The organism is Marinobacter nanhaiticus D15-8W, assembly GCF_036511935.1.
GTDB classification, from domain to species: Bacteria; Pseudomonadota; Gammaproteobacteria; order Pseudomonadales; family Oleiphilaceae; genus Marinobacter_A; species Marinobacter_A nanhaiticus.
Window position 1 is genome coordinate 3,239,640 of sequence record NZ_AP028878.1, and the last position, 19,668, is coordinate 3,259,307.

Below are 19,668 nucleotides of genomic sequence, written 5' to 3' on the forward strand. Positions count from 1 at the left end.
CGATGAGCCAGTTTGCAATTAACCTATTGTTTGTTGGGGGCTCGTTCCTCCTCTATATCCTGATCGCGGTCTGGGCCAAAGCGGGTACCACAAAAGACTTCTACGTGGCTGGCGGCGGCGTGCATCCCATTACCAACGGGATGGCAATCGGCGCCGACTGGATGTCTGCCGCATCCTTCATCTCCATGGCGGGCCTGATTGCTGCAGGCGGCTACGCCAACTCAACCTTCCTGATGGGCTGGACCGGCGGCTACGTGTTGCTGGCAATGCTGCTCGCACCGTATCTGCGAAAGTTCGGTAAATTCACGGTCCCCGAATTTATCGGCGATCGTTTCTATAGCCGGAACGCGCGACTGGTCGCAGTGATCTGTCTGATCGTGGCATCGGTGACCTACGTTATCGGCCAGATGGCCGGTGCCGGTGTTGCCTTCTCCCGCTTCCTCGAAGTTGATGCCACCATGGGCCTGATCATCGCGGCGGTCGTCGTTTTCGTCTACGCGGTATTGGGCGGCATGAAAGGGATCACCTACACGCAGGTTGCGCAATACTGCGTACTGATCATTGCCTACACCATTCCGGCGGTTTTCATCTCCCTGGAACTCACCGGTAATCCCATTCCTCCGTTGGGCCTATTCTCGGAACATACCGCTTCTGGCATGCCTATCCTTGATAAGCTGAATCAAGTCATCACCGAACTCGGCTTCAGCGAGTACACGGCTGACGTTGATAACAAGCTCAACATGGTACTGTTCACTCTAACCCTGATGATCGGTACCGCAGGTCTGCCACACGTTATTATCCGCTTCTTCACGGTGCCGAAGGTTGCTGATGCCCGCTGGTCTGCCGGCTGGGCGCTGGTGTTCATTGCGCTGCTGTACCTGACGGCTCCGGCTGTTGCATCCATGGCTCGCCTGAACCTCATGCAGACCATCTACCCTGACGGCCCGACGTCCGAGCCGATCGAGTACGAAGCGCGTCCAAACTGGGTTCGCGAATGGGAAGTTACCGGTCTGATCCAGTTCACGGACAAGAATAACGACGGACGTATCCAGCTCTACAACCCGACCGACTCTTTCGAGTCCACGGCACAGGCACGTGGCTGGAACGGTAACGAGCTTGAGGTCAACCGTGACATTCTGGTACTGGCCAATCCGGAGATTGCCAATCTGCCCGGCTGGGTTATCGGTCTGATCGCCGCCGGCGGTCTGGCAGCAGCCCTCTCCACCGCGGCCGGACTGTTGTTGGCGATCTCGTCTGCCGTAAGCCACGACCTCATCAAGGGCGGCATAAACCCCAATATCACGGAAAAAGGTGAGCTGATGGCGGCACGGATATCGATGGCCGTGGCCATCGTCGTCGCCACCTATCTAGGTGCGAACCCGCCGGGCTTCGCCGCCCAGGTGGTCGCGCTGGCATTCGGTATCGCAGCTGCATCCCTGTTCCCAGCGCTAATGATGGGGATCTTCTCCAAGCGCGTGAACAACAAAGGCGCTATTTCCGGCATGCTGGTCGGCCTCGCTTTCACCCTCGCTTACATTTTCGTGTACAAGGGCTGGCTGTTCATCCCGGGCACCAACAACCTGCCAGACACGGCGGAATACTGGGTTCTGGGTATTTCCCCGCTCTCGATTGGTGCGGTTGGTGCAATCGTCAACTTCGCAGTTGCCTTCATCGTGTCTAACGCGACAGAAGAGCCGCCTGTCGAAATCCAGGAATTGGTCGAAAGCGTGCGTTACCCGCGTGGCGCTGGTGGTGCTGCCGACCATTAATCCATAAAATGCACTTATGCAGACGTTAATCTGCATATAGCTAACCTAAGCGGGCTTCCTCTCCGGGGGAAGCCCGCTTTGTTCAGAGGCTCCGTAAATAGGAAACCTGATGTTCTGGAATTTCGTAGCAACCGTTTTCGCAGGCCTGGGCGCAGCCGGGGTTGCCCTTGGTATCCGCGCGATCACTGCCAATAAAGCTCCCCGCTGGTTGATTCCTGTATTCGGCGGCGCAGGAATGCTGGCCTATATGGCCTACATGGAATACACCTGGTTCGATCTTAAACAGTCGCAACTCCCCGAGGACGCGGTTGTCGTCGCGGCGGAGAAAGAGAGCGTTATCTGGCGCCCGTGGAGTCTGGTGGTCCCCCAGGTTTCTCGCTTTACCGTGCTGGATACCAGCAGTATCGTGCCGGACGAGCAGAACCCGAACGTCTATAGCTTTTACCTGTATCGCTTCGAGAAGTCCTATACTGATTCCGTTGAAGAGCAGGTTTACCTACTCAACTGCGCAGAACACCAGCTGGTACCGGTTTCAGAGGAAGGCAAGGCCCAGGTCGAGTCCCTGCGCAAACTGGCGGATGACGATCGTCTACTAGGTGCAGTCTGCACCTCATAGGCACTTCGCCAAAACAGTTTGGTTACACCATAAAGGTTTGAACATGCGTCCCGGCAAAGGCTGTCTATGCTGAGCGGCTGGTTACTGGTCCTTATTTCGATCACCTACATTTCGCTGCTGTTTGCCGTAGCCTGGGCAGGTGACCGCCACCCCGGCCTCTACCGGAAAAAATTCGCACGCACGCATATTTATGCCCTTTCCCTGGCGGTCTATTTCACTTCCTGGACATTCTATGGTGCGGTTGGACGCGCCACCCAGGAAGGGCTTGGCTTCCTGCCGATTTACCTCGGGCCGCTACTTGTCTTCCTGTTCGGCGCCACGCTGCTGCGTCGCATCATCTACATCAGCAAGCGCAACAACAGCACCTCTATTGCTGATTTCATAGCCTCCCGATACGGCAAGTCGCAGACGCTGGCCGCGCTGATTTCGGTTATCGCCCTGATCGGCAGTGTTCCGTACATCGCCCTTCAATTGAAGGCGATCGCCATGGGTTTCACAGTGCTGTCGGAATCGGATGGCCTGTCGGACCCGTTCCTGACCCAGGCTGCGTGGCGGGACTCGGCGTGGTACATCACCCTGGTCCTGGCGCTGTTTACCATCCTGTTTGGTACCCGGCACCTCGAATCCACCGAGCATCATCGAGGGATGATTCAGGCGGTAGCCTTCGAATCTGTTATCAAGCTCGTGGCTTTTATCGCCGTCGGCCTCTTCGTCGGGTATGGCCTCTACGGAGGCTTCGGCGATCTGTTGCAGCAAGTTCGTGAAGCGGACCTGGTAGGGACGCTTACATTCGATAATGTCGAGCCGGTCGCTTTCGTGACCCAGACCCTGGTCGCTATGCTCGCCATAATCTGTTTGCCACGACAGTTCCACGTCACTGTCGTGGAGAATACGGACCATCGGGACCTGGAGACGGCCCGCTGGGCCATGCCCGCCTACCTGATCATTGCCAGCGCCTTCGTGCTACCGATTGCCGCCGCTGGCCTGCTCGTGCCAAACAGCGCCGATACCAATCCCGACGTCCTTATCCTGAGCTTGCCGATCCTGGCAGGTGAAGAATGGCTGGCCATCCTGGCCTTCCTTGGAGGCGGTTCTGCTGCGGCAGCCATGGTTATCGTGTGCTCGGTGGCAATTGCCACCATGGTGAGCAACGAAATTATCATGCCGGCGCTACTGAAGTTCTTCCGTCCGCGCATGAATCGGCGCGGGGATCTCAGTTATCTGCTGCTGAGCATCCGCCGTGTCGCTATCTTCCTGATCCTCCTCACCTCTTACGGTTTCTACCGACTCGCCAGCGAGGAATACAGCCTGACAGCCTTCGGCCTACTCTCCTTCGCGGCAGCGGCCCAGTTCGGTCCTGCGCTGGTGGGCGGCATCGTCTGGCGCCGCGGGAATCACACCGGCGCTGTTTGGGGGCTGGCCGCCGGCTTCCTGATGTGGTGTTACACACTGTTGATCCCGGCCCTGGCGTCTACCGGATGGCTTAGCGACAGCCTGATCGACGAGGGGCTTTGGGGCATGGGCTGGACCCGCCCTACCGCGCTGTTCGGCATGGAATTGGATCAGGTTAGCCATGGCATTATCTGGAGCCTGGGCAGCAATACCCTGCTCTACATCACGCTGTCGCTATTTACCCGGCAGCGGGTGCGCGAGAAGATCCAGATTGCCTCCTTCTTCCACGACCCCGAGCCCAGGGCCGAGACGCCCCAACAACAGATCTGGCAGGGTGAAATCCTCACCGCCGACCTGCAGGCCCTCGCTGACCGCTTTATGGGCGAGGAGCGCGCCGAGACCCTGTTCCGTAACTACGAGCGCCGTAACGCCACGCGCATCGCACCCCAGCGCCCGGCCAGTACACACCTGATGAAATATGTGGAGCGTCAACTGGCCTCGGTTATCGGCGCCTCCACCGCCCGCGTGGTGCTGGAGTCCACCCTCACCGGCCGTGACATGCAGATCGAGGATGTTGTCAGCATCGTCGACGAAGCCTCCCAGGCCATGACCTTCAGCCGTGAACTCCTGCAATCGGCCATCGAGAACATAAGCCTGGGCGTGGCCGTGGTGAACCACCAGCAACAACTGATGGTTTGGAACCAGCGCTACCTCGATATGTTTGTCTATCCCCGCGGCTTCGTGCGTGCCGGCCGACCGGTGGCCGACCTTGTGCGATACAACATGGTGACCATGAACCTGCCGGCGCGAAAGGTAGATGAAGTGCTGGAGGATCGCCTGCGCTGCATGCGCGAAGGGCTACCCCTTGCGGATGAGCAGCACCGGCCCGACGGTACGATCCTGCAGATAGAGGGCAGTCCCATTCCCGGCGGCGGCTATGTGATTACCTTCCAGGACATCACGCCCATGCGCCGTACTGAGCAGGCGCTGAAGGAAACCAACATCTACCTGGAACAACGGGTCAAGGAGCGGACTCAGGAACTGCAAGTCCTGAACGAGCAACTGCTGAAGGCGAAATCGGTTGCCGAGCAAGCCAACCAGAGCAAAACGCGTTTCCTCGCATCGGCAAGCCATGATCTGCTGCAACCGCTCAATGCGGCTCGGCTGTTCACGTCAGCGCTCGCGGGCAAGGCGGCCCAGGGTGAGCTGAAGGAACTGGTGAACCATATCGACAGCTCCCTGGAAGCCGCCGAGGAAATCATCAGCACGCTGCTGGACATCTCCAAACTGGATGCAGGTGCACTGGAGCCCAAGCTTTCCAGCTTCCCGGTCAATGACCTGCTGCGGCACCTGTCGACCGAGTTTTCCGCCATCGCCCAAGAGCAGGGACTCAAACTGGATATGATTCCCTCAACCGCGTGGGTTCATTCCGATCCCCAATTGTTGCGGCGAGTGGTCCAGAACTTCCTGTCCAATGCCATCCGTTACACGCCGAAAGGACGCATCCTGCTGGGCTGTCGCCGTCTGAAGGGGTACGTGCGGATCGAAGTCTGGGATACTGGACCGGGGATTCCCGGCGACAAGCTGAAGCAGATCTTCGAAGAATTCCGTCGCCTGCAGCAGGCCAGCGACCAGAAAGGTCTGGGCTTGGGCCTGGCGATCGTGGATCGCATCAGCACCATGCTAAACCACCCGGTCAACGTACGTTCTGCCCAGGGCCGCGGTAGCATGTTCGGCATCACGGTGCCTCGGGTCGAGCCCGTCAAGGTGCAGGTACCGGCAGCCGGTAAAAAGCCGTCCTCGCGAGGTCTTTCCAACCTGAAGGATCTGTCGGTATTGTGCATCGACAACGATGAGAACATCCTGGACGGTATGATCGCCCTGCTCAACAACTGGGGCTGCAAGGTCACGCCGGCCAGGAGCCTGGAGGATGCACGACGTGCGGTCGACCGCACGGCGCCTGATATCATTCTGGCAGACTACCAGTTGGACAACGACCAGAACGGCCTCGATGCGATGAATGCCCTGCAGGACGATTTCGGCCATCCCATTCCCGGCATCCTTATCACCGGTTATATGGCCGAGGAGGTCCGGGCAGAGACCCTGGAACTCGGTTACCAGATTCTCTATAAACCGGTTAAGCCTGCGGCCCTGCGCGCCATGGTCAACAAGCAGCTGAAGCAGACTGCGCAAAGCTGATAGGTTGTATGCCCACAACGCGAGTAGCGGACTGAAAGCTCATCAAGGTGAACTCTATGTCGGCTGTAGCCGCACCAAAATCGCCGTCCGAGATCGATTTCTCCAAGCTACGGGTAGTGGTCGTGGACGATTTCGAGAACTTCCGGCTCTCCATGCGCCAAATGCTAAGAGGCATGGGGGTCGGGCATATCGATACCAGTGCCAGCGGAACAGCAGCGGTCCAGAACTGTGCCTATGAGCACTACGACATCGTACTGTGTGACTATAACCTGGGCTCCGGCAAGAATGGCCAGCATGTGTTGGAGGAGCTTCGTCATCGTAAGCTACTTCGACGCACCTCACTGTTCATCATGGTGACGGCCGAGACTTCGAAGGAAATGGTGATGGGTGCCCGTGAGTACCTACCCGACGCCTACCTGACCAAGCCTATTAACCAGGCGGCCCTCAGCCAGAGGCTGAATGCCCTGCTCCACCAGCGCGCAGTGCTCTATCCGATCAACCGGGAAATCGACCTGGAGAACCTCCCGAAGGCCATTTCCCTCTGTACCCAGCTACTCCCCCAGCAGCCTCGCTACCGCACGTGGATACTCAAGACGCTGTCGGATCTCTATTTCCAGATCGGGGACTACAGCCATGCCAGGAAGATCTGCGAGGACGTGCTTCAATCCCGTGATATCGCCTGGGCAAGACTGGGCCTGGGAAAGGTTCTCATCGCCGAACAGCGCCATGAAGAAGCAATCGTGGCATTACAGACTCTCATTGAGAAACAGCCCGATCTTGTCGAAGCGTACGACCTGCTCGCCCAGGCGCTCGCCGCAACCGGCAAACCAACAGCCGCGCAGCAGACTCTGGAAAAAGCGACAACCCTCTCACCTAACGCCATCCTACGGCAGCGCCAACTGGCGACCATGGCAGCGGAGAACCAGGATCTCGATACAGCGTCCGCTGCCTGGCGCCGCACCGTCCACCTTGGTGTACACAGCATCCACGATGCCCCGGAGCACTATCTGAATCTTGGGCGTTCGCTCAGCGAGCTCAGCGAAGATGATCGAAGCCAAGAGGGCCAAGCCCAGGCAGACGAGGCATTGCGCATTCTCCAGGCCCTGAAGAAGCGTTTCCCCGAAGCACCAGAAGCCTATCGCCAAGGCTTGATGATTCAAGCCAGGGTGCATGCCGATCAGGGTCGCGGGAAAGAAGCCGGTCAGATAGTGGACGAGGTGCTCGCGTCGGAAGATGGCGGCGACATGTCCCCCGACACCGTCCTTGAATTGGCCCGGACGCTCTTTGCCATGGAGCGCCGTGAAGAGGCGGAGAAGCAGCTTTTCGATCTCTCCCAGCGTTGCGCCGACGACAGTCGGATCCAGGCCGCTATCGAAGCCCTCCTCGATGAACCTGTGGGCTTCCGCAAACGGGTTAAAGCTCGCCAGTTGAACCGCAATGGCATCAAGGCATTTGAAAATGGCGACCTGGACGCCGCGGCCGAGATTTTCCGGGAGGCACTGTCCCTGGTCCCGAAGCATGCCGCCCTGAACCTGAACCTCGTCCAGGTTCGCCTCAAGCAGCTCGAAACCCAGCCACGCAACACTTTTCTGCTCGAGGAATGCCGCGCTTGCCTGGAAAAACTTCGTGATCTTTCACAACAACACCAGCAGTACCGGCGCTTCCAGTCGCTGCAGCGCAAAGTGGAGTCCCTATCATGAGCGATGAGACCAAGACTTTTCAGGAAGGGCGGAGAGCACAGGGAACGGAAGGATTAGACTTCTCCACGGTCATGGCCTCGGCGGTCCACGACATGAAAAACTCCCTAGGGATGCTGCTGCACTCCCTTGATGAGCTGCGTCAGGAGATCCCCGATACGGTTGAAAGCTCACCCCGTTTCAACACCTTGCGCTATGAGGCCGAACGCGTTCACGGAGACTTGGTGCAGCTACTCGGTCTATACAGACTCGACCAGGACACCCTGTCCGCCCATATAGAGGAGCATTTTCTGCCGGACTACCTGGAAGCGCAGATCGCCCGTCATATTCCGCTTCTCGAAGGCCACGGATTGATCCATGAGGTTATCTGCGAGCCTGTGAGCGGGTACTTCGACGCCGACCTGTTGGCCGGCGTCATCAATAATATCGTCAACAATGCTATCCGCTATACGAGAAGCAGAATCCGGATCAGCGCCGAAGAAAACGAAGGGTTTCTGGTGATTCGTGTCGCGGATGACGGCAGCGGCTATCCTGACACGATGCTGGAGGCAGCATCGGCTTCGAGCCAGGCGCCGATCGACTTCCAGTCAGGCAGCACCCGCCTTGGGCTCTATTTCGCCGAAGCCGTCGCGCGTTTGCATCGGGACTCTGATCGGGTAGGCGAAGTGCGAATCCACAATGGCGGCACGTTGGGCGGTGGTATTTTTGAGATCTGGTTACCGTGAAAAGCGAGGAAACTTCTTGATTCGCCGGGAAATAGTCGCTAAGTTTTGCCAAGCTCCAGGGATGTGACAACGTTGTAATTACAGGGTGGTCGGAGTCGTACATGTACAAGGAGAAGACTATGGCTCGCGGCCAAGCGCTGATTATTGACGATTCGTCGACAGCACGAATCATCCTCGCCCGATTGCTCCAGAAAGCGGACCTCGTTACCAAAGGGGCTGCCTCCGCGGAGGAAGGCTTCAAGATGCTCCAGACGGAGTCCTACGACCTTATCTTCCTGGACCACCTCCTCCCCGGCATGAACGGCTTTCAGGCGCTTGAGCAGCTCAAGAACAATCCGGAAACAGCAAATATCCCGGTGTTCATGTACACCTCCCAGAACGCGGACAAATACCTGGAAGACGCCAAGGCCCGGGGCGCCTCTGGGGTGATTAGCAAGCAGGTCGATCGAGAACAGCTGTTGGCGATGATCGAGTCCATTCTGGCCGGTACGGAAGATGAAGCCCCCCTACTCGATTTTCCCGAAGAGACCACCGTCGGCGCCGAAAGTCCCGATCCGGACGAATTGATGCTCAATCGACGCCTCACTGGCCGGCTGTCCACCCTGGAAATCGCCTACGAGGAGACGCATGACGAACTGCATCAACTCAAAAGCCTGCTTGCAACAATCCAGGCACGGCAGGAAGAAGCGCTGGACCGGCGTTATCGGAAGTTGAGGCTTTACTGGTTGCTAACTGTTACTGCGTTCGCAATTGCCGCCGTGTTCTTTGTCTTCAAAGTTGTGGAGCTGGAACAGCTGATGAATAGCATCAATCAGCAATTTGAGGTTATTCAGGAAATTGTTTCTGCGCTGGTTGATTTGAATGGCGGTGGGAAAGAGTAGTTGTTAGTTGATGGGAAGACTTAAGGCCCCGGCAGATGTCGGGGTTTTCTATTTTGGGGTCGCGTTTTCATAGACTTGGTGAGCGAAGCGAACTGCATCGGTGCTGGACGAGAATAAGGAGGCGCAGATGCGTCGAGGGCCCGGCAACAACAGCTCTGACTTCGACACCGGGGCGACACCCCGTAGGTCACTTTCGTGTTTAGGGCGCCCAATAAAAACCCCCAGCACGCGACCGGCCGGGGTTCGGGATTGGGCGCCTTGACCCTCATGAGGGTGACGATGACCGACAGTGCTCAGGCCTGTCGGCGTTCGGTCCTTAGGGCTCGTCTTTATGCCCTTTTCGGGTACGCCGTTGGCGGGCGGTTCGATTCGGGGGTGCCTGCCACTGGCAGCCCTGTGGGCGGCGACGATGCCCCGGAGCGGACCGGGACGGTCCGCTCGTGCTCCCCTGCCGGAGCGTTGCTCCGACTGCCCTGCGGGCACCGGCTCGCACACTCCCGTAGGTCATCCCTTTCTTGCAGGCAATAAAAAACCCCAGCACGTTGCCGTACTGGGGTTTTGGATTGGGAGCCTGACGATGACCTACTCTCGCATGGGCAGAAGCCACACTACCATCGGCGCTGGTCCGTTTCACTGCTGAGTTCGGGATGGGATCAGGTGGTTCCGGACCGCTATGGTCGTCAGGCAAAAAGGTTGACCACTGGGTGGGACAAGATTGCGCGAGCCGAAGCTCAGCTGAAGCGATTTCCTGCGTTATCCGCAGTTGGCTTGGGTGTTATATAGTCAAGCCGCACGAGCAATTAGTATCGGTTAGCTCAACGCCTCGCAGCGCTTACACACCCGACCTATCAACGTCCTGGTCTTGAACGGCTCTTCAGGGCCCTCGAGGGGCCAGGGAGATCTCATCTTGGAAGGGGCTTCCCGCTTAGATGCCTTCAGCGGTTATCCTGTCCGAACATAGCTACCGGGCAATGCCACTGGCGTGACAACCCGAACACCAGAGGTTCGTCCACTCCGGTCCTCTCGTACTAGGAGCAGCTTTCCTCAAATCTCCAACGTCCACGGCAGATAGGGACCGAACTGTCTCACGACGTTCTAAACCCAGCTCGCGTACCACTTTAAATGGCGAACAGCCATACCCTTGGGACCGGCTTCAGCCCCAGGATGTGATGAGCCGACATCGAGGTGCCAAACACCGCCGTCGATGTGAACTCTTGGGCGGTATCAGCCTGTTATCCCCGGAGTACCTTTTATCCGTTGAGCGATGGCCCTTCCATACAGAACCACCGGATCACTATGACCTGCTTTCGCACCTGCTCGACCTGTCCGTCTCGCAGTCAAGCGGGCTTGTGCCATTACACTAACCGTACGATGTCCGACCGTACTTAGCCCACCTTTGTGCTCCTCCGTTACTCTTTGGGAGGAGACCGCCCCAGTCAAACTACCCACCACACAGTGTCCTCATCCCCGATCAGGGGACCAAGTTAGAACCTCAAACAGGCCAGGCTGGTATTTCAAGGTTGGCTCCACGATGACTGGCGTCACCGCTTCAAAGCCTCCCAGCTATCCTACACAAGCATGCTCAAAGTTCACTGTGAAGCTATAGTAAAGGTTCACGGGGTCTTTCCGTCTAGCCGCGGATACACCGCATCTTCACGGCGATTTCAATTTCACTGAGTCTCGGGTAGAGACAGCGCCCCCATCGTTACGCCATTCGTGCAGGTCGGAACTTACCCGACAAGGAATTTCGCTACCTTAGGACCGTTATAGTTACGGCCGCCGTTTACCGGGGCTTCGATCAAGAGCTTCGCACGAATGCTAACCCCATCAATTAACCTTCCGGCACCGGGCAGGCGTCACACCCTATACGTCCACTTTCGTGTTTGCAGAGTGCTGTGTTTTTAATAAACAGTCGCAGGGGCCTGGTATCTTCGACCGGCTTCGGCTCCACCCGCAAGGGGCTTCACCTACACACCGGCGTGCCTTCTCCCGAAGTTACGGCACCATTTTGCCTAGTTCCTTTACCCGAGTTCTCTCAAGCGCCTTGGTATTCTCTACCTGACCACCTGTGTCGGTTTGGGGTACGGTCTCCCGTGACCTGAAGCTTAGAAGATTTTCCTGGAAGCAGGGCATCAGTAACTTCCCGCCCAATGGGCGGTCGTCATCAGGTCTCAGCATTAAGGGCCCGGATTTGCCTAAGCCCTCTGCCTACACCTTTAAACCGGGACAACCGTCGCCCGGCTTACCTAGCCTTCTCCGTCTCTCCATCGCAGTCACGCGAGGTACGGGAATATTAACCCGTTTCCCATCGACTACACCTTTCGGTCTCGCCTTAGGGGCCGACTCACCCTGCGCCGATTAGCGTTGCGCAGGAACCCTTGGTCTTCCGGCGTGCGGGTTTTTCACCCGCATTATCGTTACTCATGTCAGCATTCGCACTTCTGATACCTCCAGCAGACCTCTCGATCCACCTTCACAGGCTTACAGAACGCTCCCCTACCCCGCATACAATGTATGCAGCCGCAGCTTCGGTAACCAGTTTGAGCCCCGTTACATCTTCCGCGCAGGCCGACTCGACTAGTGAGCTATTACGCTTTCATTAAAGGGTGGCTGCTTCTAAGCCAACCTCCTAGCTGTCTTCGCCTTCCCACATCGTTTCCCACTTAACTGGTATTTAGGGACCTTAGCTGGCGGTCTGGGTTGTTTCCCTTTTCACGACGGACGTTAGCACCCGCCGTGTGTCTCCCGGATAGTACTCACTGGTATTCGGAGTTTGCATTGGTTTGGTAAGTCGGGATGACCCCCTAGCCGAAACAGTGCTCTACCCCCAGTGGCATTCGTCCGAGGCGCTACCTAAATAGCTTTCGGGGAGAACCAGCTATCTCCGGGCTTGATTAGCCTTTCACTCCGATCCACAAGTCATCCCCTGGCTTTTCAACGACAGTGGGTTCGGTCCTCCAGTGCGTGTTACCGCACCTTCAACCTGCTCATGGATAGATCGCCCGGTTTCGGGTCTATGTCCACCGACTAAATCGCCCTATTCAGACTCGGTTTCCCTACGGCTCCCCTAGATGGTTAACCTCGCCACTGAACATAAGTCGCTGACCCATTATACAAAAGGTACGCCGTCACACCCGAAGGTGCTCCGACTGCTTGTACGCATACGGTTTCAGGATCTATTTCACTCCCCTCACAGGGGTTCTTTTCGCCTTTCCCTCACGGTACTGGTTCACTATCGGTCAGTCAGGAGTATTTAGCCTTGGAGGATGGTCCCCCCATATTCAGTCAACGTTTCTCGTGCGCCGACCTACTCGATTTCACTAAACTCAGGTTTCGGATACGGGGCTATCACCCACTATGGCGGCACTTTCCAGAGCCTTCTCCTACCAGTTGTCTAGCTTAAGGGCTAGTCCCCGTTCGCTCGCCGCTACTGAGGGAATCTCGGTTGATTTCTTTTCCTCGGGGTACTTAGATGTTTCAGTTCCCCCGGTTCGCCCTGTACACCTATGAATTCAGTGCACAGTACCTGGCCGAAACCAGGTGGGTTTCCCCATTCAGAGATGCCCGGATCACAGCTTGTTTGCCAGCTCCCCGAGCCTTATCGCAGGCTTCCACGTCTTTCATCGCCTCTGACTGCCAAGGCATCCACCGTATGCGCTTAGTTGCTTGACTATATAACCCCAAACCAACTGTTTAATCTTCGTCTGAAACCGTCATGCCGCGCTGCAGTCTTCGTTCAGTCAGTTACATACGTGTGTATGCGCCTTCCTTCACTCAGCCTGCGCCTTGCCTGACGCCTTCAGCCTCGATTAAACCTGCCGGCAGCCTTTTGTCCTGCCAGCGGTTGATCCAAGATTAAGCAACCCAACGATTAACACCGGATAACGCTTGAAATCGCTATCATTGGATGGGCCATCTCGGAGATAAAGAGATGATCCATCCGGCTTGCAATCTTGTCCGCATTGTTAAAGAGCATGTCTGACCCAGTGATCAGAAAGAAGGGCTTCCGATTGTCATCAATCCGAAACGCTTGTTTCTGCACACTGACCGAAGCCAGGTCTTCGTAAAGTTGGTGGAGCCAGGCAGGATCGAACTGCCGACCTCCTGCGTGCAAGGCAGGCGCTCTCCCAGCTGAGCTATGGCCCCAGTAAAGCTGCCAAGAATTTTGTGAGGCAAGGCATCGAAGTGCGCCGCATAGCCTGCTATGCAAGTACTTCGATAACGCCGCATCACGAAATTCTGGTGGGTCTGGGTGGACTTGAACCACCGACCTCACCCTTATCAGGGGTGCGCTCTAACCACCTGAGCTACAGACCCAATGGTATGGGCCCGCTTAGACCCTATGCTCTCTTTCGGCTGACCAAGTAATTCGTGTGGGCTCTGACCGAAGCGTTCGGCTTCGTTTAAGGAGGTGATCCAGCCGCAGGTTCCCCTACGGCTACCTTGTTACGACTTCACCCCAGTCATGAACCACACCGTGGTGATCGTCCTCCCGAAGGTTAGACTAACCACTTCTGGTGCAATCCACTCCCATGGTGTGACGGGCGGTGTGTACAAGGCCCGGGAACGTATTCACCGCGACATTCTGATTCGCGATTACTAGCGATTCCGACTTCACGCAGTCGAGTTGCAGACTGCGATCCGGACTACGACGCGTTTTAAGAGATTAGCTTGCCCTCGCGGGTTCGCAGCCCTCTGTGCGCGCCATTGTAGCACGTGTGTAGCCCTGGCCGTAAGGGCCATGATGACCTGACGTCATCCCCACCTTCCTCCGGTTTGTCACCGGCAGTCTCCCTAGAGTTCCCACCATCATGTGCTGGCAACTAGGGATAGGGGTTGCGCTCGTTACGGGACTTAACCCAACATCTCACGACACGAGCTGACGACGGCCATGCAGCACCTGTGTTTGGGTTCCCGAAGGCACCCTTCCATCTCTGGAAGGTTCCCAACATGTCAAGGCCAGGTAAGGTTCTTCGCGTTGCGTCGAATTAAACCACATGCTCCACCGCTTGTGCGGGCCCCCGTCAATTCATTTGAGTTTTAACCTTGCGGCCGTACTCCCCAGGCGGTCGACTTAGTGCGTTAACTGCGCCACTAAGACTTCAAGAGTCCCAACGGCTAGTCGACATCGTTTACGGCGTGGACTACCAGGGTATCTAATCCTGTTTGCTCCCCACGCTTTCGCACCTCAGTGTCAGTATTGGTCCAGGTAGCCGCCTTCGCCACTGGTGTTCCTTCCTATATCTACGCATTTCACCGCTACACAGGAAATTCCACTACCCTCTACCATACTCTAGCCTGACAGTTCGAAATGCCGTTCCCAGGTTAAGCCCGGGGCTTTCACATCTCGCTTATCAAACCACCTACGCGCGCTTTACGCCCAGTAATTCCGATTAACGCTTGCACCCTCCGTATTACCGCGGCTGCTGGCACGGAGTTAGCCGGTGCTTCTTCTGTGAGTAACGTCAAGGCGAGCCCGTATTAGGGACCCACTTTTCCTCCTCACTGAAAGTGCTTTACAACCCGAAAGCCTTCTTCACACACGCGGCATGGCTGGATCAGGGTTGCCCCCATTGTCCAATATTCCCCACTGCTGCCTCCCGTAGGAGTTCGGGCCGTGTCTCAGTCCCGATGTGGCTGATCATCCTCTCAGACCAGCTACGGATCGTCGCCTTGGTAGGCTCTTACCCCACCAACTAGCTAATCCGACATAGGCACATCCAATAGCGCAAGGTCCGAAGAGCCCCTGCTTTCTCCCGAAGGACGTATGCGGTATTAATCCGGGTTTCCCCGGGCTATCCCCCACTACTGGGCAGTTTCCTATGCATTACTCACCCGTCCGCCGCTCGTCAGCGGGGAGCAAGCTCCCCCTGTTACCGCTCGACTTGCATGTGTTAAGCCTGCCGCCAGCGTTCAATCTGAGCCATGATCAAACTCTTCAGTTTAAATCATACGGGATCCGAAAATCCCAAATCATGCTCAAGACAAAACTCAATTTCGACGAGTCACTGTCTCGATATTTCGTTGCCGAAATACCTCAGCCAGCGCCCACACGAATTACTTGGTCAACTTTTTAAAGAGCTGGGCCGTTGCCCGATCAAGGCCGCGTATTCTACAGTGAACCGCTACCTTGTCAACCACTATTCTAGAACTTTTTCCGGCTCCAGACACCGTGGTTTCACGCTTCCCGGAACGTTGCGTTGTCGCCGTGTCCCTCAGAAGTGGTGCGCATTCTACAGACGCCTCAGAGGGAGTCAACGAATATTTTCAAAAACTTTGTTCGGTCTAAAAACTCACCTTGATAGCGGCAGCAGATTTACGCGCTTGCTCGCGGGCCGAATCAATATCCTCACCCTTGGCAAGCGCCACACCCATGCGGCGGCGACCTGCAATATCGGGTTTACCGAATAAACGAATCTGGGTATCCGGCGCAGCAAGCGCCTCCTCCAACCGATGGAAAACGGGCGCACGGGACTCCCCAGTGGGCAGCACAACGGCAGAAGCACTCGGGCCCTGTTGACGGATAGCTGCAACCGGCAGGCCGAGAATCGCCCGTGCATGTAACGCGAATTCCGACAGATCCTGGGAGACGAGCGTCACCAATCCCGTGTCGTGAGGGCGCGGAGACACCTCTGAAAAATAGACATCGTCACCCTTCACGAATAGCTCTACCCCGAAAACACCATAACCACCCAGACTCTCCGTAACCTTGTCGGCAATCTCCCGGGAACGCTGCAATGCAAGATCGCTCATCGGGTGTGGTTGCCAGGATTCACGATAGTCCCCGTCTTCCTGGATGTGGCCAATTGGGTCGCAGAAGGAAACACCACCAGCATGACGCACAGTGAGTAGCGTGATCTCATAATCGAACTCGACAAAGCCCTCGACAATCACACGCCCCTGTCCGGCGCGCCCGCCCTGCTGGGCATACTCCCAGGCGGCGTCAATATCTGACTCATGGCGAACGGTACTCTGGCCTTTACCGCTCGAACTCATAACCGGTTTGACAACCAGCGGCAATCCGATTTCCCGGACAGCCTCACGGTAGTTTTCCAGGGAATCGGCGAAACGATAGGGCGAGGTCGGCAACGATAGATCTTCGGCTGCCAGCCGACGAATGCCCTCGCGATTCATTGTCAGGTTAACCGCACGGGCGGTCGGGATCACCCGCACCCCTTCCTCTTCGAGCTTGACCAACTCAGGCGTTGCAATGGCCTCGATTTCGGGCACGACGAGGTGGGGTCTTTCCAACTCTATTACCCGGCGCAGTTCGGCGGCATCCAACATATTGATGACATGGCTGCGATGCGCCACCTGCATCGCCGGCGCACGCTCGTACCGATCCACCGCTATCACTTCCACGCCCAGACGCTGCAACTCGATAACGACTTCCTTACCTAATTCGCCTGAACCGCAGAAAAGGACGCGGAACGCCGACTCTGTCAGCGGGGTACCGATACTGACCATCTACAAATCCTCTTGAGTCAATAGCTGTGAAAACCAGGGTGGATAAAACCGACCTAGAGGGCGATTTCGTCCTCGCGCTGAATAACGAGCTTCATCACTTGCAGACGCTCCTCGTCACTCATCTGGCTCCAACGGGTAATCTCGTCGGCTGTACGCTGACAGCCAATACAAATATCGTTTTCATCCAGCGCGCATACGCTGACACAGGGCGACCGTACTGCTCCACTTCTGCTCATACCGTCAATCCAGGGCCTCAAATTCCTTGATATAGCGCTCTGCGTTCTGGACATAGTGAGCCGCACTCAACTCCAGCATCTTGCACTGGTTCTCGTTGAGCTCGCGCTTCACCTTACCGGGCGAGCCAACCACCAGCGATCCATCAGGCACAACCATACCTTCAGGAATCAGCGCGTTCGCGCCGATAAGACAATGCTTGCCGATCTTGGCCCCATTGAGGACCACCGCATTAATACCGATCAGGGAGTAGTCACCAATTTCACAACCATGAAGCATGGCCTTGTGGCCGACCGTTACCCCGCGTCCGAGGGTCAGGCGAACACCGGCATCCGTGTGAAGCACGCTACCATCCTGAACGTTCGATTCCGGACCAATCGTAATTAAATCGTTATCGCCGCGAATGACGACGTTAAACCAGATGCTCGACTTTTCTTGAAGCAACACCTTGCCGATCACCGTCGCATTATGGGCGATAAAATGGTCCTCGCCCTCGAGTGTCGGCTTAAGGTCTCCCAGTCCATACTTCATAGGCACCTCAACTTGGTGGTTCCAGCAGATCAATGCCGGCATCGTACACGGCGTTCAGGAAGTCAACCAGCACGACGGCCGACAGGCCCCAGATATGATATTCCTCCCACTCGTAACAGGGCACATAAAGCGTACTGCCCTGAAAGCCCAAGGCATCAGTTCGTAAACGGCGATCTTCCATAAAGAACGATAGTGGCACCTTGAAGATCGAATCGATTTCCGATGGATTGGCTTCAAGGGCGGCGCCATGAGGCACCACACCAACGTAGGGCGTTACCAGAATGCGATGGCGGGAAACCACCTGACTAAGGGTACCCACAACTTGAACCTGGGAAGGCGCCAAGCCGATTTCCTCATGAGTTTCACGCAAGGCTGTTTCTTCCAGCGAACGGTCGGTCAGATCACGCTTTCCGCCCGGGAAGGCCACCTGACCACGATGGGTTTTCAGGTGAGCCGCGCGTTGGGTCAGGATCAATTCAGGATCGGCAGTCCGGTCGGTGACCGGAACCAGGATACCCGCCTCTGGGTAATCCAATGCAATCTGTTGCGGCGTATGGCGGTCTAACCGCTTTTTGAAATGTTCAAGCAAAATTGCACGTCCTGTTATTGGAGCGGACCCTTATGGAATAAGTCTGTCGCAGGACAGTATTTATACCGTCCGAAAGGGCCGGAATATCGCATTAGCGGGTCGACGACGACGCGCGCCTCAGTATACTGGGATGATACAGAATTGAGGTGGCTAATGAATTATTGCAGTCATTGCGGCAAACCGGTAACCCATCGCATTCCTACCGGGGATAACCGCCATCGCTACGTGTGCGACCATTGCAACCGTATCCACTATGAAAACCCGAGGATCGTCGCCGGCACCATTCCGGTCTGGGGCGACAGGATTCTGCTATGCCGCCGTGCCATCGAGCCCAGACGGGGGTTTTGGACCCTTCCCGCAGGCTTCATGGAAAACTCGGAGACCACCCTCGAAGCCGCCGTTCGAGAAACGCTCGAAGAAGCCATGGCCGATGTTACGATTGACGGTCTCTACACGGTGCTGGACGTACCTCACATTGACCAGGTCCATATGTTCTTCCGGGCGACGCTGACGAATGGACATTATGGAGCCGGCGAGGAATCGCTCGAAGCCGAACTCTTCGGTCTCGACGAGATACCCTGGGAAGAACTAGCCTTTCCAACTATCCGCGAAACGCTTGAATACTTCGTCCGTGACAAGGCGGAAAATCACTTCCCTGTACGATTGGGAGATATCCGGCGCAAACTTGGCCAGTAAGTCGCAGCAAACAGCCCTACTCGAACGCCTCCATCCTGAACACATCGTACGCAGGCTCTTCATACGGATGAGCCTGCTTTAGTGCACCTATAGCCAGTCGGATCACATCATCCGTACAAACCAGTTCGACCTTGTATTCATCAACCTTTTCCACCGCACCTTGCTGCCCCAAGTATGGCCGGCTACCGTCAAGCGGGCGGAACTGCCCCTGCCCCCTGGTTTGCCAGGCACAGGAGTCATAGTCACCGACCCTGCCTGCCCCTGTCTCGAAGATCGCTTGCTTGGTTTGCTCAAGATGAGACTCAGGCACGAAATAGCATAACTTGTACATATCCACACCTCCTTGGCAGCGGCCGGTCAACCGGGATCGGATCGCCATACCGTTCACGAGTCGTCATTCTGGTACAAAAAACCGACAATATGAACAAAGAGGCACCACTTCAATCATTTGTATCAGTTACCCACAGAATCTGTGGATAACTCTGGGGAAAGTTTTTGGGAACATGGCTTGAAACCCTATGGTTACGGCATTCCCCTCAAATTGGCGACAAAATCACCGAATCATTTTTTTACTTTAATATCAGCAAGTTGACTTGTATGCATATTTTTTGGCCGAGATGTATGCGCTTTATACACCCGCCGAAGAGTCATCAAAAACAGATGTGCATAAAAACACGAAGTCAAGCAAAAATTTCGATTATAAAGGCCGTCGCCCGCCGCTTTTTTGACTATTATTTACACGAACTCTGGCAGTTTTTTGCCTTTCATGACAAGGACGTCACCATTGGGGATAAACCCGTAACGGGCGGTAACAATTATCGTTACCGAATGGAGCGAAGCACGACACACATAAAAAAGCCGACCAGGTTGCC

General features: G+C 56.2%; 12 protein-coding genes, 2 tRNA genes and 3 rRNA genes. 7 read left to right on the forward strand and 10 right to left on the reverse strand.

The window, feature by feature from the left end; translation table 11 throughout:
• Positions 1-2 precede the first annotated feature (2 nt).
• From RE428_RS14400 to RE428_RS14425, 6 genes are all read left to right on the forward strand, one after another.
• Positions 3-1,769 carry a sodium:solute symporter family protein gene (locus tag RE428_RS14400; protein WP_004582722.1) on the forward strand — a complete coding sequence of 589 codons (1,767 nt, stop codon included), beginning with the start codon at positions 3-5 and terminating at the stop codon, positions 1,767-1,769.
• Positions 1,770-1,878: 109 nt separating this feature from the next.
• Positions 1,879-2,385 (forward strand): hypothetical protein, encoded by a 507-nt coding sequence (locus tag RE428_RS14405; protein ID WP_004582723.1) that lies wholly within the window; start codon positions 1,879-1,881, stop codon positions 2,383-2,385.
• 66 nt (positions 2,386-2,451) lie between these two features.
• On the forward strand, positions 2,452-5,976 hold the full coding sequence (locus tag RE428_RS14410) for a hybrid sensor histidine kinase/response regulator (protein ID WP_004582724.1): 3,525 nt from the start codon (positions 2,452-2,454) through the stop codon (positions 5,974-5,976).
• Positions 5,977-6,032: 56 nt separating this feature from the next.
• Positions 6,033-7,676: a tetratricopeptide repeat-containing response regulator gene (locus tag RE428_RS14415; protein WP_004582725.1), complete on the forward strand. Its 1,644-nt coding sequence runs from the start codon at positions 6,033-6,035 to the stop codon at positions 7,674-7,676.
• Positions 7,673-8,398 (forward strand): sensor histidine kinase, encoded by a 726-nt coding sequence (locus RE428_RS14420; RefSeq protein WP_051079808.1) that lies wholly within the window; start codon positions 7,673-7,675, stop codon positions 8,396-8,398. The genes RE428_RS14415 and RE428_RS14420 overlap by 4 nt, the downstream gene beginning before the upstream one ends.
• Before the next feature lie 119 nt (positions 8,399-8,517).
• Positions 8,518-9,279, forward strand: a complete 762-nt coding sequence (locus RE428_RS14425; RefSeq protein WP_004582727.1) for a response regulator — start codon at positions 8,518-8,520, stop codon at positions 9,277-9,279.
• 569 nt (positions 9,280-9,848) lie between these two features.
• On the opposite strand, the gene rrf is transcribed toward RE428_RS14425, so the two are convergent.
• From rrf to RE428_RS14470, 9 genes are all read right to left on the reverse strand, one after another.
• A 5S ribosomal RNA gene (rrf, locus tag RE428_RS14430) occupies positions 9,849-9,964 on the reverse strand.
• A gap of 94 nt (positions 9,965-10,058) precedes the next feature.
• Positions 10,059-12,951, reverse strand: a 23S ribosomal RNA gene (locus RE428_RS14435).
• Positions 12,952-13,349: 398 nt separating this feature from the next.
• Positions 13,350-13,425, reverse strand: a tRNA-Ala gene (locus RE428_RS14440).
• 94 nt (positions 13,426-13,519) lie between these two features.
• A tRNA-Ile gene (locus RE428_RS14445) sits at positions 13,520-13,596 on the reverse strand.
• Positions 13,597-13,683: 87 nt separating this feature from the next.
• A 16S ribosomal RNA gene (locus RE428_RS14450) occupies positions 13,684-15,224 on the reverse strand.
• Together the 16S, 23S and 5S rRNA genes with 2 tRNA genes alongside form the textbook arrangement of a ribosomal RNA operon.
• Before the next feature lie 340 nt (positions 15,225-15,564).
• Positions 15,565-16,746: a formate-dependent phosphoribosylglycinamide formyltransferase gene (gene purT, locus RE428_RS14455; protein ID WP_004582870.1), complete on the reverse strand. Its 1,182-nt coding sequence runs from the start codon at positions 16,744-16,746 to the stop codon at positions 15,565-15,567.
• 53 nt (positions 16,747-16,799) lie between these two features.
• Positions 16,800-16,982, reverse strand: a complete 183-nt coding sequence (locus RE428_RS14460; protein ID WP_004582869.1) for a DUF1289 domain-containing protein — start codon at positions 16,980-16,982, stop codon at positions 16,800-16,802.
• A gap of 4 nt (positions 16,983-16,986) precedes the next feature.
• Positions 16,987-17,511, reverse strand: a complete 525-nt coding sequence (locus RE428_RS14465; protein WP_004582868.1) for a gamma carbonic anhydrase family protein — start codon at positions 17,509-17,511, stop codon at positions 16,987-16,989.
• A 7-nt stretch (positions 17,512-17,518) separates the two neighbouring features.
• Complete coding sequence (locus tag RE428_RS14470; protein WP_004582867.1) at positions 17,519-18,100, reverse strand: CoA pyrophosphatase; 582 nt, start codon at positions 18,098-18,100, stop codon at positions 17,519-17,521.
• A gap of 153 nt (positions 18,101-18,253) precedes the next feature.
• Here RE428_RS14470 and RE428_RS14475 point away from each other — a divergent pair, with 153 nt between their 5' ends.
• Positions 18,254-18,796 (forward strand): NUDIX hydrolase, encoded by a 543-nt coding sequence (locus RE428_RS14475; protein ID WP_004582866.1) that lies wholly within the window; start codon positions 18,254-18,256, stop codon positions 18,794-18,796.
• Between the two features lie 16 nt (positions 18,797-18,812).
• Here RE428_RS14475 and RE428_RS14480 read toward each other — a convergent pair whose 3' ends face one another.
• Complete coding sequence (locus RE428_RS14480) at positions 18,813-19,127, reverse strand: YqfO family protein (protein ID WP_004582865.1); 315 nt, start codon at positions 19,125-19,127, stop codon at positions 18,813-18,815.
• Positions 19,128-19,668 lie beyond the last annotated feature (541 nt).

Coding starts and splice junctions, on each gene's coding strand:
- RE428_RS14410 (WP_004582724.1), top strand. CDS start 2,452: ATGCTGAGCGGCTGGTTACTGGTCCTTATTTCGATCACCTACATTTCG.
- RE428_RS14420 (WP_051079808.1), top strand. CDS start 7,673: ATGAGCGATGAGACCAAGACTTTTCAGGAAGGGCGGAGAGCACAGGGA.
- RE428_RS14415 (WP_004582725.1), top strand. CDS start 6,033: ATGTCGGCTGTAGCCGCACCAAAATCGCCGTCCGAGATCGATTTCTCC.
- RE428_RS14405 (WP_004582723.1), top strand. CDS start 1,879: ATGTTCTGGAATTTCGTAGCAACCGTTTTCGCAGGCCTGGGCGCAGCC.
- RE428_RS14425 (WP_004582727.1), top strand. CDS start 8,518: ATGGCTCGCGGCCAAGCGCTGATTATTGACGATTCGTCGACAGCACGA.
- RE428_RS14460 (WP_004582869.1), bottom strand. CDS start 16,982: ATGAGCAGAAGTGGAGCAGTACGGTCGCCCTGTGTCAGCGTATGCGCG.
- RE428_RS14475 (WP_004582866.1), top strand. CDS start 18,254: ATGAATTATTGCAGTCATTGCGGCAAACCGGTAACCCATCGCATTCCT.
- RE428_RS14480 (WP_004582865.1), bottom strand. CDS start 19,127: ATGTACAAGTTATGCTATTTCGTGCCTGAGTCTCATCTTGAGCAAACC.
- purT (WP_004582870.1), bottom strand. CDS start 16,746: ATGGTCAGTATCGGTACCCCGCTGACAGAGTCGGCGTTCCGCGTCCTT.
- RE428_RS14400 (WP_004582722.1), top strand. CDS start 3: ATGAGCCAGTTTGCAATTAACCTATTGTTTGTTGGGGGCTCGTTCCTC.
- RE428_RS14465 (WP_004582868.1), bottom strand. CDS start 17,511: ATGAAGTATGGACTGGGAGACCTTAAGCCGACACTCGAGGGCGAGGAC.